General features: G+C 43.8%; 11 protein-coding genes. 10 read left to right on the top strand and 1 reads right to left on the bottom strand.

The annotated features are described in order from the left end of the window. Positions 1–300 (bottom strand): RNA-binding domain-containing protein (locus ACTHMC_RS28325; RefSeq protein WP_440418445.1); only part of this gene is annotated, 300 nt, incomplete at its 3' end. Positions 301–953: 653 nt separating this feature from the next. On the opposite strand from ACTHMC_RS28325, the gene ACTHMC_RS28320 reads away from it, so the two are divergent. The 10 genes from ACTHMC_RS28320 to ACTHMC_RS28275 all read left to right on the top strand — a co-directional run bounded on the left by ACTHMC_RS28320 (position 954) and on the right by ACTHMC_RS28275 (position 15,323). Continuing rightward, on the top strand, positions 954–1,541 hold the full coding sequence (locus ACTHMC_RS28320) for an RNA polymerase sigma-70 factor (protein WP_440418444.1): 588 nt from the start codon (positions 954–956) through the stop codon (positions 1,539–1,541). 88 nt (positions 1,542–1,629) lie between these two features. Beyond that, positions 1,630–2,796: a FecR family protein gene (locus ACTHMC_RS28315; RefSeq protein ID WP_440418443.1), complete on the top strand. Its 1,167-nt coding sequence runs from the start codon at positions 1,630–1,632 to the stop codon at positions 2,794–2,796. Positions 2,797–3,085: 289 nt separating this feature from the next. Then, entirely contained in the window at positions 3,086–6,574 is a 3,489-nt protein-coding gene (locus ACTHMC_RS28310) for a SusC/RagA family TonB-linked outer membrane protein (RefSeq protein ID WP_440418442.1), read from the top strand. A gap of 19 nt (positions 6,575–6,593) precedes the next feature. Continuing rightward, entirely contained in the window at positions 6,594–8,081 is a 1,488-nt protein-coding gene (locus tag ACTHMC_RS28305) for a RagB/SusD family nutrient uptake outer membrane protein (RefSeq protein WP_440418441.1), read from the top strand. A gap of 98 nt (positions 8,082–8,179) precedes the next feature. Continuing rightward, a complete protein-coding gene (locus ACTHMC_RS28300) occupies positions 8,180–9,475 on the top strand; it encodes a TlpA family protein disulfide reductase (protein WP_440418440.1) in 1,296 nt (431 codons plus the stop codon). 70 nt (positions 9,476–9,545) lie between these two features. Next, entirely contained in the window at positions 9,546–10,961 is a 1,416-nt protein-coding gene (locus tag ACTHMC_RS28295; RefSeq protein WP_440418439.1) for a TlpA family protein disulfide reductase, read from the top strand. Positions 10,962–11,006: 45 nt separating this feature from the next. Then, complete coding sequence (locus ACTHMC_RS28290) at positions 11,007–11,921, top strand: peroxiredoxin family protein (RefSeq protein WP_440418438.1); 915 nt, start codon at positions 11,007–11,009, stop codon at positions 11,919–11,921. 12 nt (positions 11,922–11,933) lie between these two features. Further along, positions 11,934–13,136 carry a TlpA family protein disulfide reductase gene (locus ACTHMC_RS28285; RefSeq protein ID WP_440418437.1) on the top strand — a complete coding sequence of 401 codons (1,203 nt, stop codon included), beginning with the start codon at positions 11,934–11,936 and terminating at the stop codon, positions 13,134–13,136. A gap of 345 nt (positions 13,137–13,481) precedes the next feature. After that, entirely contained in the window at positions 13,482–14,078 is a 597-nt protein-coding gene (locus ACTHMC_RS28280; RefSeq protein ID WP_440418436.1) for an RNA polymerase sigma factor, read from the top strand. Between the two features lie 60 nt (positions 14,079–14,138). Continuing rightward, entirely contained in the window at positions 14,139–15,323 is a 1,185-nt protein-coding gene (locus ACTHMC_RS28275) for a FecR domain-containing protein (protein ID WP_440418435.1), read from the top strand. The last annotated feature ends 308 nt before the right edge of the window (positions 15,324–15,631 follow it).

The following is a 15,631-nucleotide window of genomic DNA, read 5'->3' as shown; positions in this document are numbered from 1 at the left end:
CCTATCGACTTGCGTGTTAATTTTATCTGGTAACTCAGAAGTGTCCTGAAACCCGCAATCCGAAAACTGGACAGGCATAAATTGTTGTTTCGATTCATCATACCCAATAACAATGAATCCATCAAGACCAACAGTATTTGCCATTGCGGTGGTGTCTTTTATAAATGAAGCTTTGGTCTTCTCATCCTTCAGGTCGTACCATTGGCTCTTAAATTCAAGCTTAGGATGTTCAATGTCTTGCCCGGCAAGAGATTGATTGATCATGGAAGATATGTACAGTTCAATTTCTTGCTGGGTCATTAGTGAAAATGTGATATTAGTATATTAAGTTTCATGAAGAATGCATACTATCTACAATTGTAACGGCTGCCTGAAATCGGAGCCGGTGTCAAAAAGCTTTAGCCCGTCTTTGTATTGAAAAGAATAGAGAAAGGGTTGCGTAACGTCTCTTTTATTTGGCAATATAATAAAAAGTTATGCTATGTGTTCTGGATATCATGGAGTTTGGAAAATTGTATATTTGCAGTGATGGAAGAAAATTATGTTCGTGAAGCCGGACATAAGTGCAGAAAGGCAGTTCTTACTCGACCGTTACTCGACCAGAAAAACAGCCGCATTGGTTTTCAATACATTATAAGTCCCTGACGAATCTGCTCGGGACCTCCAGGAAAAGAAGGATCGCTCAAAAAGCGGTCCTTCCTTATTTTATAACCTTCCTGAAAATTACTATCACGTTTAATCCATTTTCGGCAGATTGCTATCAGGACTTCGACCTGTAAACCTGCTTTATAAAATTGGTGAGCCATGCGAGGTCTTTGATGTAACGCTCCTTCGAATTATGATTGGATGAATCGTTGTACGCAAAAGAAAACTGAAATTCCTCATTGTCTCGTATAAGTGGAAAAGTTACTATATTTACCCTTATCCAAGTTGCTTGCTGGCATTTATAAGATATGAAGAGAAACAGCCGTAACATAATGTCTGGTGAGCAGGCTTCGTTATCCCCCAAATTATTATTGGAGGTAGTGCACGAAATCTATCATGACAGGTTACTTTATTTCGCCTGGACGATGATCCATGATAAAGAAGTGGCAAAAGATTTGGTTCAGGAGGCCTTTGTGAGCTATTGGGAGCACAGGGAAATGGTGACGGTGGATGCGGTGAAAGTGCGCAACTTCCTGTATGTGGCTGTGAGGAATGGGTGTTTAAAGTTCATGAGGCATAATAAGGTGGTTGATAAATTCCTCGCTGTGCAGGATCCTGAAACCATGGAAGAGGGTATGGTATTGGATCATATGATCAAAGCGGAAGTGATGGGACAGATATATGCAGCCGTAGCCACCCTGCCCCAGGCAATGCAGCAAATCTCCAGGATGGCCTATTTGAAAGGTATGAAAAATCAGGAAATTGCCGCTGAACTCGGTATCTCTGTCAATACCGTAAAAACCCAGAAGCAGCGTGCTCTACAACTTTTACGCGTTAAGCTGAAACCTGAAACCTTCCTGATATTGCTGAGTCTTCATTTAGCGAATAAATTCTGAGTATCAGGTTACATCCCAGGCAGTTTTCCCATTTAATTTTTTTTATCACTTTGTCACCCCGAATTTTTGTTCGGGGATCATTATTTATATGAAAGAGGAAGCCGATATCTTATTTCGTGCGGAGCAGATGCTCGCAAGCCTTCGTGATGAGCTGGACGAGAAGCAGCAGCAGGAACTGAAGCTTTGGCTTGAGTTACACCCTGATCAAGCCGGATTGATGAAACAACTCACAGATGGCAGTGAATTGAACGGCGAGCTGGCTTTTTTTAATGAGACTGACAGGACTGATGCCTGGCAGAAATTGCAGCACCGGATTGAACCATCCGGGGTTGACAGAAAGCTCAGGATCTGGCCTCGTGTGGCAGTGGCAGCCGCTGCAATCGCAGCCATTACGCTAGGGGTATGGTTCTATTACTTTTCCAGTAAGCCAAACTCAGATCATAAATCCCATATTGCAGTTCAGGATGACATTAAGCCGGGTGGCAACAAAGCAACCATTACACTGGCCGACGGTAAAGTGATTGATCTGAGTGCTCTGAAAAATGGTGTGGTGATTAAGAAGGATGGGATGAGCTATTCCGATGGTGATACATTGCAGCAGGGAGATTTTGCCAATGTCCAGACTTTGACAGCCAGTACACCCAATGGGGGGACCTATAACTTTGTATTGCCTGACGGTTCAAAAGTATATTTAAATACGGCAACTACCATTAAATTCCCTTCAGATTTTGGCAGAGGAAAGAGGGAAGTTGAACTTCTTACCGGGGAGGCCTATTTTGAGGTTTCTAAAAACAAACAACATCCTTTTATTGTGAAGAATGCCTCCCAACAGGTTGAGGTATTGGGAACCCAGTTCAATGTGAATGCTTATAGCAACGAGCCAGCCATAGCAACTACTTTAGTTGAAGGATCAATAAAAATAACTACAGGCACTTCCAGCAAAATCATCAAACCTGGCGAGCAATCAATTAACAATGGTAAAAACCTGGAGGTCAGGGAAGTGAGTACTGAAGAGGTAATAGATTGGACGCGCGGTGATTTCTACCTTAACCACATTGATTTTAAGACAGCCATGCGCAAAATTGCCCGATGGTATGATGTAGAGGTCGTGTACGATGCTTCAGTTCCCAATGAGATGGAGGCGGGTGGATGGATTTCCAGGGATAAAACATTATCGGAAGTTTTGCAGGCGGTAGAAGCGGCAGGACAGGTTCATTTCAGGATCGAAGGGAAAAAAATTATCATATCCAGGTAGAAAATTGAAACTGATAAGCGAATAGTCAACCAAAACCAAAACTAAAACCAAAACTGAAATGATAGAATTCCTTCAACAGAAATGTTAAGCATTAAGTAAAAACAAACCAGATCTGTTTAAAGATCTGGTTCTAGTTTGGATCCGATTAAAATTAATAACTGAAACTGCAGCTGCCCTTATACCGTAGGAAGTTCCGGGCATACTGCGTACCAAACCTGTACAAATGTATAGAATTTGCATCACCAAATTAGGTATGGCTACACGGCTTTACTACAAACTACTGCTTATTATGCGACTCACCACCGTATTATTAATAGCATCCTTAATGCAGGTAAGTGCCGCCACATTCGGCCAGCGGATTACTTTGAACAAAACCAACGCTTCGCTTGAATCGGTATTAAAGGAAATCCGTAAGCAAAGTCATTATGATTTTTATTATGACGGCAAGCTACTGGCAGGTATTAAGCCAGTTACTGTTTCCTTGCAAAACGCTTCATTAGAAGAAGCATTAAATGAAGCGTTGAAAGGATCGGATATTGAATATACGATCAAAGGGAAAATTGTTTCAATAAAGAAAAAAGAACCTGTTCTGATTGATAAGGTCATTGACAAAATTCAGCAGATTGATATTCGCGGGAAAGTGGTAGATGAGCGGGGCCGACCCCTTCCGGGAGCCTCTGTTTTTGTCAAGGATTCCAAGGTTGGAACGACCACTAACGAGAATGGAGAATTTTTCCTGAAAAATGTGAAGGATAATGCCACTGTGATCATCGGTTACGTTGGGTATGAGCCGGTTCTGCTTAAGGCGGCGAGCGACCTGGGAACGGTTAAAATGAGCCCTGTAAACAACAGCTTAGGTGAGGTGGAAGTTAAATTCAATACAGGTTACCAGGAGATATCCCGGGAACGTTCTGCGGGGTCTTTTGCGAAACCAGACCTTAAAGTGATGCAGAACCGTACCACTACACCCAATATTTTAACGCGTTTGGAAGGATTGGTTCCGGGGCTGACTACCCGGGGCCCGGGTGGTTTGCTGGTCAGGGGGCAGAGCTCACTGCCAACCGGCGAGAATCCTTTAACCTCTACAAGGCCTTTGATAGTGGTTGATGGTATTGAATTCGAAGGCAACATTGAACAGGTAAACCCCCAGGATGTAAAAGATATCACCATTCTCAAAGATGCTACCTCAGCCTCCATTTGGGGAGCAAAAGCAGCAAACGGCGTCATCGTCATCACCACTAAAAAAGGGGTGGCCAGTGACCGGCTGTCGTTCAACTACGATGGGTATTATGCATTTCAGGGCCGTCCGGACCTGGATTACGTCAAGCGGATGAATTCGCAGCAGTTCATTGCACTGTCAAGAGAACTGTTTCCACAATACTATCCGTTTTTCCCGGACTGGAGGTCCGTTAACACTATATTTGGAAACCTGCCTCATTTACAGATAGGGTATGACCGCGCCCGAAACCTCATCAGCCAGGCGGAGGCAGACTTTAAGCTGGACAGCCTTGCCAGGCTCTCCAATAACGCTCAGATTGCAGATCTTTTTGTCAGAAATGCAGGTATGGTAAATCAGACCTTATCTGTTTCCGGAGGTGGAAAGGTGCATACCTTTTATGGTTCATTAAATCATATCGGTACGCAAAACAACACACCGGGAGACAGGTACAATCAGTACAAAATTAATCTGAACAATACACTGACCATTAATAAAAGGATAACCGCATCCCTGAGTGCAGACCTAACCAATACGGTTACCCGAAGTGGAAACACTTATCAGCCCGATCGCAGCATTGTTCCTTATCAGCTGTTCAAGGATGCAAATGGCAATCCACTTAACATAAATTATTTGGGTAATCTCAGAAACATTCCCCTTTCGGATTCTCTCCGGAACAGGTACCAATCACGAAGCCGCATCAATCTTGATTATAATCCATTACTGGAGCAGGACAGGGCTTACAGTACCAGCAATGGGATTTTTGCGAGGCTGGTCGGAGGCCTGAAGATCAATATCCTGAAAGGACTGGACTTCCAGGGAACTTACGGTTATAATTTGGGTAATACCAATACGCGGGCAGTGAGGCTGCAAGACCATTATGAAATGAGAACACAGGTTATGCAATTTACACAAGCCGCAAACACTACCGTAACTCCGGTTTACAATCTTCCTCAAATAGGCGGCAGGTTGGTGACCGAAAGCAATACTTCCAGGGCCTGGACGGTAAGAAACCAGCTTGTATTCAACCGCGATTGGGATCAGCATCAATTCACCCTCATGGCTGGCCAGCAAGCCACCAGCAGCACGCCGGTTACTGCTACTGCCACTTATTACGGATGGGATGACCAACTTCAAACATCAAGAGCTGTAGATCTGGCACGTCTGGGTTTAGGAATAAACGGGGTCAGCGGAACTGTATTTTTACCAAACAATGTTGGCGGTTCAGAGGGGCGAATTTCCAGGACCACTTCCTATTTTTCTAATCTGGGTTATACTTTCGACAGGAAATATACCTTGAATGCCAGTTGGAGGATAGACGAGAGTAATTTATTCGGCAGGGACAGATCCGCGCAGAACAGACCGGTTTACAGCATTGGTGGTAAATGGGCTGTAGGTGGTGAAGCATTCATGGAAACGGTGAACTGGCTGAGTCAACTGGATGTTCGTCTGACCTACGGAATTACCGGAAATGCCCCTGTGGCAGGAGCGGCATCATCTTACGATATTCTGACTGCTCATAATGATCCTAATTACGTAACTGGCGGAGGCTACTTATTAAGCTCCCCGGCTAACACCAAGCTGACCTGGGAAGGCACAAAGGTTTACAATGCCGGTATCGACTTTTCCATATTCAGAAACCGGTTGAGCGGATCAATTGATGGATATATCAGGAAAACGGAAGACCTGATCGGCGAACTCTCTACTTCCCCGCTTACGGGTTATGCCAGTGTAATTGGCAACTTTGGTAATTTGGATAATAAAGGGATAGACATCGGATTGAATTCCACAAACATCAGGACGGTTGACTTCACCTGGAGCACCGGGCTGACCTTCAGCTACAATAAAAACAAGCTGACGCTTTTGCGTCAGAATCCGCCTGTTTCAGGAGATGAACTGATTTTGCGGGATAGATTGGTAAATTATCCTTTAAATACCCTTTTCATCTACAATTATGGTGGTCTGAATGCGGAGGGGGATCCGCAAGTCAGGCTTGCTGATGGTAAGGTCACCTCGGAAATCAATGTAACAAAACCAGAAGATATCCTTTATGCAGGTACTACCCAACCTGTCTGGTCTGGCGGGCTCCAGAATAGTTTTCAGTATAAATCTTTCAATCTGAGTGCAAGCATGATTTACAGCGGAGGCTATAAGATAACCAATAACGTGAATCCGGTGACATTTGAATCCATTTTTGCAACTAATACGCTGCCATTAGAATTTCTGAACCGCTGGAAGGCTCCGGGTGATGAGCTTAAAACAGATATCCCAAGATATGTTGCTTCAGGCGATCTGGCAGCTGCCCGCAACCTGGGCTACTTTAGTCAGTCGCAGCGATATGCACTAAATGGAGCATATGTAAAACTCCGTGATATCACCTTATCATACAGCCTCCCGCGAACAGTGGTAAACGCAATTCATGCACAGAGTGTTTCCTTCCGGATCCAGGTCAACAATTTATTGTTATGGACGGCCAATAAAAACGGGATAGATCCGGAATTTTTGGGCGGAACGCGAGACGCTCAGGGAACAATCAGTGTGGGTGCACACGTCAGTTTTTAATTATCAAACAGGATCAGATATGAAAAATTTTGAAAAATATATTATAGGCTCGTTTGCGCTGATAATGCTGTTCTCCCAGGTGTCCTGTAAACGTGAATTCCTGGAAATTGTACCTAAAGGACAGGCAATTGCTATAAATACAGCGGACTATGAGAAGATATTGAATGCCAATTATCTGGCAACCCAATTCACTGCCTCGGTATATCAGGGGGATGAGATGGCTGCATTGCAACCAGGTTTCAGCAACCTGAATGGCTCTGCCTTGCTCCGGCAACAACGTTTGTTCCGGTATGAAGCGCGGGTGTATGATGCTGCTGAACTGCCCGCTGAAATTACAGGCGAATCGAACTACATCAGGAAGCTTTACCTTTTTAATAAAGTCATTAATGAAGTCATGGGGTCACAAGGCGGAACTGAAGAACAGAAGCGGGCATTGCTCGCTGAAGCCCGGGCGGGTCGTGCAATCTGCAACTTCATGTTCTTATCTGATTTCACCAAACCTTACAATGCTGCCACTGCAAATACCGATCTGGGGATACCCAACCTTACTGCGGCAGATGTGACTCAAACCGATTTTAAAAGAGGAACATTGCAGGAAGGGTATGATTTAGTGATCAGTGATTTAACTGAATCTTTGCCCCATTTGGGTGCAATAACACATCGCCGTAAGATTTCCAGGCTGGCAGCGGAATTTTACCTTTCCAGGGTTTATATGGCGATGAATAATTTCACCGCGGCCAGAACACATCTTGATGCTGCGTTTGAAGAAGTGGATAAGGCTGAGATTCCAATGGAACTGTATGATTATTCATTGGTACTGAATCCCGATCACCAGGATGCAGAAGGCTCCTGGTTTCCGGATAGCTTTTTTGGGCTGACCAATGTACCTATCGCGGCTGACAACAAAGAAATCATTTATAATATTAATGCAGGCTGGTTTCAGTTTCAAGCTGTTGATGCATTTGTTTTTAGTCCTCAAACAGCTGCCTTGTATGAGCCAACTGACATGCGCCTGAATTTGTATTCCCCTTTTGGATTAAGTACGGGTGAAGAATATCCACTCGCAATGAGGCGCCGGAATACGGATTTCTTCCTCGGAATAAATGTCGGCCCCTCGCTACCCGATTTATATTTAATGCGTGCAGAGTGTAAGGCCAGGTCAAATGATCTGTCCGGAGCAGTGAGCGATTTGGAGTTTTTGCGGACCAAACGGATTTCAGGCACAGATGCTCTTGTCCCCTCCGGTGTTGCTGCAAATCAGCAGGACCTGGTGAGATTCATTCTGGATGAACGCATTCGTGAGTTTGCCATCTCCGGATTACGCTGGCTGGATATGCGCCGGCTCTCCGTTGATCCGGTATATAACGATCATATTGACTTTACACACAGGATATATGGTCCGGACGGCGCAGTGACCGCTACACATCAACTTAAGCCTGAAAGGTTCGCGCTTAAATTTGGAGAGCGCATGCTCAGCGAAAGCAAAGGTCTTGAAGAAAACCCTTAACCGATATTATGATATGAATTGCCGTTTTGAAGCGGCAATTCATTCATCACAGGAAAATGCCTGCTGAATATTAGAATAGTAAACTAATGTACACAAATATGAAAAAAATTATCTTATTGCTGTTGATCTCCAGCTCCGTCATGGCTCAGCAACCAGCAAGCAACAAAAAATACGGTATCCAGGACTTCATGCTTATTGAAAAAGTGGAGGATATGGAAAAGAAGTATAACCAGCTGCTAAAAGAACCTGCTGAAAACCTGGCCCCTACGGCGCTGAACGATTTTCGCGCGGAGCTCGCTTTGCAGTGGTTATCAAAAGGGAATGTAGAACGTTACAGGTTTTATAAAGCAACGAATCCTAAGTTTTCGTACCGTCAAGCGCTTTTTCTATCCTATGCTGTTGAGAAATTGCTTGATGAGAGTAAGTTATATAATGATGTAGCACAAATTTCACAGCAGCTGTTGGACGAAAATAATGACATCGCAGATAGGAAATCGGTTATAATGGAAGTAAATGCGGCAGCCAATGCAAAGCTCGGAAATATTGAAGTTGCCAGGGCCGTGATCGCTAAATCATCAGGAAGGTACCTGGCTTCAGCCAGCGAACATGGATATTTCAGGGATTTGAAGTCTAATTACCTGAACCGGTATGCGATGGTGTTATCAGCCGCAGGAGAGTATAAAATTGCATTTGATACATTGAGTAAAGCTTTCAGGGAAGCAGAATCCAATCCTTATATGGTGGCAACGTTCAAGGATGTATATGAGAAGGTGAAGGGATCAGATAAAGGTTTCGACCAGTATTTAAAATCATTGCAGGAGGAAGCCTATAAAAAGTGCTATGAAAAGGTGGAGAAATTATATGTTGCCACCCCGCAATTTACACTAGAGGGAAAATTAACAGGAGTGGCAGAAAATGCTAAACCTCAAACTTCGTTTGTTGCCAACAAACCTGTGCAGGACGTAAACATGTTAACACTGGATGAAAAGAACGTTAACCTGGGAAATTACAAGGGCAAAATTTTAGTGATCGATTTTTGGACAACGGGTTGTACTCCCTGTGTTGCCGCCTTTGCAGGGTTTGAGAAGGTTGTAGCTGATTACAGGAAGGATGAATTTCAAATGTTTGTAGTCAATATTTTCGAAGATAAATCCACTGTAAAAGCCTTTGCTGCCCAGAAACCCATTAAGCTGGAAGTATTAAGGGATGAAGAAAATAAGATGTACGATATCCGGGCAACACCTACTAAAATAATTTTTGATCCTGCTGGTCATATCAGGTTCTATAGCTCTGGTTACGCAGGCTCCACAGATCGTGAATATTACAAATTAAAGGCGATGGTTGAGATCACCAGGGCCCGTGCTTCCAATAACGCTACAGCAAGTGCTAAATAGTTTAAAGAACGGGAGTGAAAGTATATCAGGCTTATAAACTTCATAAATATTAACTCATAATAAGATAAACGTGAAAAGGTTATTTGTAGGAATTATTATGCTTTTTTCGCTGAGCTTGTTCGCTCAGCAAAAAAAGCCTGCTAATCCAAAATTAGCGGCTTTAAAAAATGAAAAAAATCAGACTGTTCTTCAAAAGAAGATAAAAGCCCTGGAAAACGGAACGGTGGAAGACCTGGAATTGTTGATTCAGTATTATGGCAAGGATGAAAAAAAGAAGGATGCAGTAACCAAAATACTCCTTAAGAAATATCCGCATACTGATAATGCACGGATGCTGCGGATGATGTCATTCATAAAGATTAACGGAGCTGAGAATGTGGAGGCACATCTCCAATCACTGGTAAAGGCTTATCCGGGCGTTAATCTGGATATGGAAAAAAGTATGGTTTCAAGCTATTATGCTGAAGTTCCAAATGCAGAAAAAGTTATAGAGTATATCCATTTAATGGAGGATCCTGTATTTAAAGTGGGAGCGCTAACAATGGCAATAGGGTATATGGCACCGGTTGATAAAACCGCTGCTCTGGAGATTATGACGCAGGAACTGCCAATGGCCCAAAAAATAGAAGCTTTAAAAGCTCCATCGGGCCCTTTCAAACTAGATCCCCGGTCAACCTATTTTGATTACATCAACCTGTACGGTAAGCTTCTTTTTAAAGCCGGTAAAAATGAAGAGGCATATAAATATACAGCAGAGGCTTATAATAATGTAAAGAACAGAGATGCGGAACTGACTTTGAATTATGCATTTCTATCGAGCAGCCTTGAAGGTAAATATGAGTATGCCCTGCCTGTTTTGGCTAATGCCGTGCAAGCCGGAAAATTTGAACAGCGCTACATTGATGAGGTGAGAAAAGCGTACACCAAATTAAACCCCGGCAAAGACGTTGATGCCTATATCGCCGAACTGCAAAGTGATTTTATTGGTAAGATCAAAGCTGAAATTGCCCCTAAGATGATTAACGAAGATTCACCGGCATTTGCGGTAAAGGATATTGACGGGAAAACGGTTTCATTGGCCGACTTTAAAGGCAAGACGATTATTCTTGATTTCTGGGCCACCTGGTGCGGTCCCTGTGTTGAATCTTTTCCTGCCATGCAGATGGCGGTCAACCGGTATGTGAATGATCCGGACGTTAAGTTTTTGTTCATCCATACCTGGGACAATGTGCCTGATCCGTTAACCGATGCTAAAAATTTCCTGAGTGCCCGTAATTATAATTTTGCATTGTATATGGATAAAGTAGACCCTGCTACCAAGGCGCCCCCAGCAGCTACGCTGATGAAAGTAGATGGCATACCTGCCAAGTTTATTATCGATGGTAACGGCAAAATCCGCTTTAAAGCTTCAGGTTTTTCTGGCAGCCCGGAAGCCGCCGCAGAGGAAGTGGTGCAGATGGTTGAGATGGCACGTAAAGGTGCTTAAACCTTTTCAGCGTGTAATAGTGTATATCAAAAACAGTGTAAAGCCATGAAAAGATCAATCTTATTTATCATCCTTAGCGGGATGGCGTTTTTGGGATTTGCACAGGATAACCACCCGGTTTCCTGGAAGTTTACCAGCGAGAGAATTGCTCCGCTGACCTACAAAGTAAATTTTATAGCTACTATACAGGCGCCTTATCATATTTATCCGCAAACCGAAGGGGGCATGGGCATGCCTACTGAATTTTTGTTCGCCGATAATGATAATATAGAATTAATTGGTAAGGTTACAGAGAAAGGTGTTGTTAAGCAGGAAGGCGAAGAGGTTGCCTATTATAAACAGGGAGTGACCTTTACGCAAACGGTAAAGCTTAAATCGGAGACGAAGACCGATCTGGTTCTGGTTATCAGGTATATGGCGTGTAACGATCTGATGTGCCTGCCTCCATCAAAAAAGCAGTTTACTGTGGCTGTAAATGACGCCAGTGGTAGTGCCGCTGCAGAAAATAGCAATTCGAACCTGGCAACCAACGATGCAAAAGCTCCCTTTACCTACTCCGACTTTGAAATGGCTGATATAAATGGGAAGAAGGTTTCAACGAAAGAGATCACCACTAAAAGCAAATATACCTTCATTGATTTTTGGGCAAGCTGGTGCGTACCATGCCGGGCTCAAGGGCGTGAACTGATCCCGGTTTACAATAAATATAAAGCGAAGGGCTTTGAAGTGATCGCAGTTTCGCTGGATACCAGGCCAGATCTATGGAAGAAGGCCATTGAGGCGGATAAGTACACCTGGACCAATATCAGTGATCTAAAGGGGTTTGAATCGGAGATCAGCAAACGATTTCATATTGTGGCTATTCCGAGAAATTTCCTGATCGATCAACAGGGAAATATTGTTGCGAAAGACCTTCATGGAAAGGAATTGGAAGCGAAACTGGCAGATTTGTTTAAATAGTAAAATAATAAAATGAGAATAATACTTCTATTGGTGTTGATATCCGGCTCGGTTTGGGCACAGGAAGCACCTCAACAAAACAGTAAGGAATTTTATGCAATCGTAAAAGTAGAGGATGCAGAAAAGTTCTATAACGGGATGGAAGTCAAAAATCCGGAATATCGTGCGCAACTGGCGGTAGACTGGCTGATTAATGGGAATATTGAAAAATATAAATTTTATAAAACCACCAATACCAAATTAACTCCGCTCCAGTTATTTGAGTTAAGTAATCAGTTGGAATATTGGGTTGATGATAACAAACACCTTGCTGAAGTGGAACAGATCTCGAAACAGCTTATAGAAGAAATAGAGAAAAAACTCCATAGTGACATTTTTGGAAGAATGGGTGTTTTATTGGAAGTGAATGCAGTTGCAAATGCGAAGCTGGGAAAAGTGGACCTGGCAATGAAAACTATCGAAAGTTCGAATGAGAAAGCCGGGCCTTTCAGAAGTATGGCATATTTTAGAAATTCGAAAGCCAATTATCTTAACCGGTATGCTGTTATCCTGGCAGCTGCAGGCCAGTACCAACGTGCGCTGGACACGCTTGATAAAGCAGTACGTGAAGCTAATTCCACAGCAAAGACTAGCGAAACGCTGAAAACGGTTTATCAGAAAGTTAAAAAGGCTACAAAGGCTGAGGCGGATAAATATGTTTCATCATTACAGGATGAGGCTTATCACAAAATCTACAAGGAGGTTGAAAAGGCCTGGTTCGCAGAACCTAAACCTTTGCCAAATGTGCCGCTTTGGGATATGAATGGTAAGGAAGTGAAGCTTGCTGATTATAAAGGGAAAATTGTGGTGATCGACTTTTGGAGTACAGCCTGTAAACCTTGTGTGGCTGCATTCCCCGCATTTGAACGGGCGGTTGATTTATATAAGAATGAGCCATTCCGGTTATTTGTGATTGATATAGGGGAGACTCCGGAAATTGTGAGGCCATACATTGCTAAAAAGGGTTATGAACTGGATATATTATTTGATAAGGATGAGGCGATATTTAAAGCATTAGACGCAATCGGAACACCTCAGAAATTTATTATCGATGCAAATGGTAATATCAATCAGACGGGTATCGGTTATGCAGGCTCGGATGATAAGGAGTTCTATAAACTGAAGGCGATGGTGGAATTGACGAAGGCCCGTTCAAATAATGAACAAAAGAAATAGGTCCCAATCACGGATCTGACATAATGAAAAATTGTGTAAAGACAGAAATCGGAGTTCTCAAGAGCTCCGGTTTTTTACTTTTTGTGCCCTTATCTTTGGAAAGACAAGAGTTAAATTGGGGATGATTTTCGCCCGTTTTCAAAACCTTTCTCGACTGGTCCTCCACTGACAACAATAACTGTATAGGTTATCAATGATACAAGCTGTTCCAGCAAGTCTGCCCGGGAAGCGGTATCCTGGAAGAGTATATGGTTCCCGATTTCCTCTGTGGCATCACTTCGAAATATCATTTTCGAACCAAAACCCCTACATTTGAATACCTAAACCCATAATCAACGTACCTTCTTGTTTGCGCTACTTCACAATGAACGAGAGCTTCTATTGCAAATAGCATCCGGCGACGAAGCTGCTTTTACCCAGCTCATGCGGGCAAAGCACATAGGTGTGTATCATGCCGTTCTTCGTTTGACCGGCGACCAATGGATGGCTGAAGAAGTAGTGCAGGACTTATTCCTCAAAGTTTGGATGAAGCGCTCCATCTTGCCCTCTCTCGACAATTTCACCGCCTGGTTGAACACCGTTGCTGAAAACATGGCCCTGAACGTCATCAAGCAATCCCTGCGCAAGAAAAATGACGTGAAAAGCTGGGTAGCCGGCTTTTACAAAGAAGTAAATCAGGAAGAAATTCAGGAGAATGCACTGACTGATTTGCTGGAGCAAGCCGTTCAGCAACTTTCCCCCCGCCAACGCGAAGCATACCATCTTATTAAGGAGCAGGGATATAAACGCGAAGAAGCGGCCTTGCACATGAATGTTTCTGCTGAAACGGTCAAGTCGCATCTGGAGCAGGCTATGCGAAATATCAGGGCTTATTGTACTTCAAGATTAGATAAATCCATCCCCATTATTCTGATCTTAGCGGAAGCGAAAAAAATTTTGTAGCCCACTCCCCCAAAACAGATAGTGAAGGTTGTCTCTATAGGAAAGTATTTATTATCCTATATGAATCGTATAAATGAATTGTATAATAAGGCAATGCAGCAGGGGGCTACGGAGGCGGAGCTGAAAGAGCTGGTGGAACTGATGTCAGATGCAACGCATGAGTCAGAAAGCAGGCAATTGATCAGGGAAGCCATGGCTGAGGGAGATACCAGCGGCCAGCCAATGCAGGAAGAGAGGCTGTTACAGATACGGGAAGTCATTATGAAAATAGCCAGCCTGGAGGATCCGTCCAGCGCAAAACCAGGCAGGTCCTTATTTCCCGTAAAATCTGCCGGCTGGCTCAAATGGGCCGCCGTAATTGTATTGACCCTCGGAGCAGGTTCCTATTTCTTACTGTTCAGGCAAAACACCGGAACAACAGCAGTACAGAGCGTTGTTTCCGCAAAAGATATCTTGCCTGGCACCAATAAAGCCGTACTCACACTTGCCGATGGATCTTCCATCCTGCTCGATAGCGCCACCAATGGAATCATTGCCCGGCAAGGGACAGCTGCTATAGAAAAGCAATCCGACGGAACCATCGTTTACAGCCCAAATGGGGCCACGGATGATAAAGTAATGACAAACACTTTGCGTACCCCCAGGGGCGGACAATACAAACTGACTTTGCCTGATGGCACCAAAGTATGGATGAATGCTGCCTCTTCCATCACATACCCCGCCAGCTTTACCGGGGATAAGCGGGTTATTGGCGCTACTGGCGAGCTCTATTTCGAGGTGGCAAAAAATGCAGCCCAGCCATTTGTGGTGGAGATGGAAGACCGGTCTTCCATCGAAGTGCTGGGAACCAGCTTCAATATCAATGCCTACGACAATGAAAGTAGTAGTAAAACAACATTGATCGACGGAAAGGTAAGAGTGAAAAAAGGGGATCAATCAGAAATCCTTCAACCCGGCCAGCAGGCGAGGATCGGGAATGCCATCACCATCGCTCCCGGAGTGGATACTGACCAGATACTGGCCTGGAAAAACGGACATTTCAATTTCGAGGACATGCCGCTGTCAGAAATCATGCGGCAGCTGGAACGCTGGTATGATATAGAAGTGCGCTATGAAGGGACCATACCCGCCATTAAATTCCATGGTAAAATGAGCAGGGGCGTATCACTGGCAGATGTAATCACATTTTTATCAGATAATGACCTGAAACTGAAATTTGAGGATCGCATTTTAAAAGTTCAATAAACAGATAAGGCAGGCCTGAAAACAAAACCGTTCCGACGGCCATCGGAACGGAAAATGTTCAGGCTGATAAATATAGTCGGGAAGACTGCTTTCATAACCCAAACAATGCAAATGTATGCGAAAAACTGCTTATTGTTCCCCATTCGCCTGGTTGAGGCAACGGGGGATTGTCCAAATGCTATTAGCAATGAAGCTGACTGTACTCTTACTAACTGCTGCGCTCCTCAATGTGAGTGCCAATGGCCTGGCCCAGAAAATTACGTATTCCGCCTCCGGAACTTCTCTGGAAAAGGTGTTTACGGAAATTG

Origin of the sequence: Pseudobacter sp. (genome assembly GCF_051955275.1) — a bacterium.
Classification (GTDB): Bacteria; Bacteroidota; Bacteroidia; order Chitinophagales; family Chitinophagaceae; genus Pseudobacter.
Note: the sequence above shows the minus strand (reverse complement) of the source record. Positions and strands in the feature narration are given on the sequence as shown.

Coding starts and splice junctions, on each gene's coding strand:
- ACTHMC_RS28285 (WP_440418437.1), top strand. CDS start 11,934: ATGAGAATAATACTTCTATTGGTGTTGATATCCGGCTCGGTTTGGGCA.
- ACTHMC_RS28300 (WP_440418440.1), top strand. CDS start 8,180: ATGAAAAAAATTATCTTATTGCTGTTGATCTCCAGCTCCGTCATGGCT.
- ACTHMC_RS28275 (WP_440418435.1), top strand. CDS start 14,139: ATGAATCGTATAAATGAATTGTATAATAAGGCAATGCAGCAGGGGGCT.
- ACTHMC_RS28320 (WP_440418444.1), top strand. CDS start 954: ATGAAGAGAAACAGCCGTAACATAATGTCTGGTGAGCAGGCTTCGTTA.
- ACTHMC_RS28305 (WP_440418441.1), top strand. CDS start 6,594: ATGAAAAATTTTGAAAAATATATTATAGGCTCGTTTGCGCTGATAATG.
- ACTHMC_RS28315 (WP_440418443.1), top strand. CDS start 1,630: ATGAAAGAGGAAGCCGATATCTTATTTCGTGCGGAGCAGATGCTCGCA.
- ACTHMC_RS28310 (WP_440418442.1), top strand. CDS start 3,086: ATGCGACTCACCACCGTATTATTAATAGCATCCTTAATGCAGGTAAGT.
- ACTHMC_RS28290 (WP_440418438.1), top strand. CDS start 11,007: ATGAAAAGATCAATCTTATTTATCATCCTTAGCGGGATGGCGTTTTTG.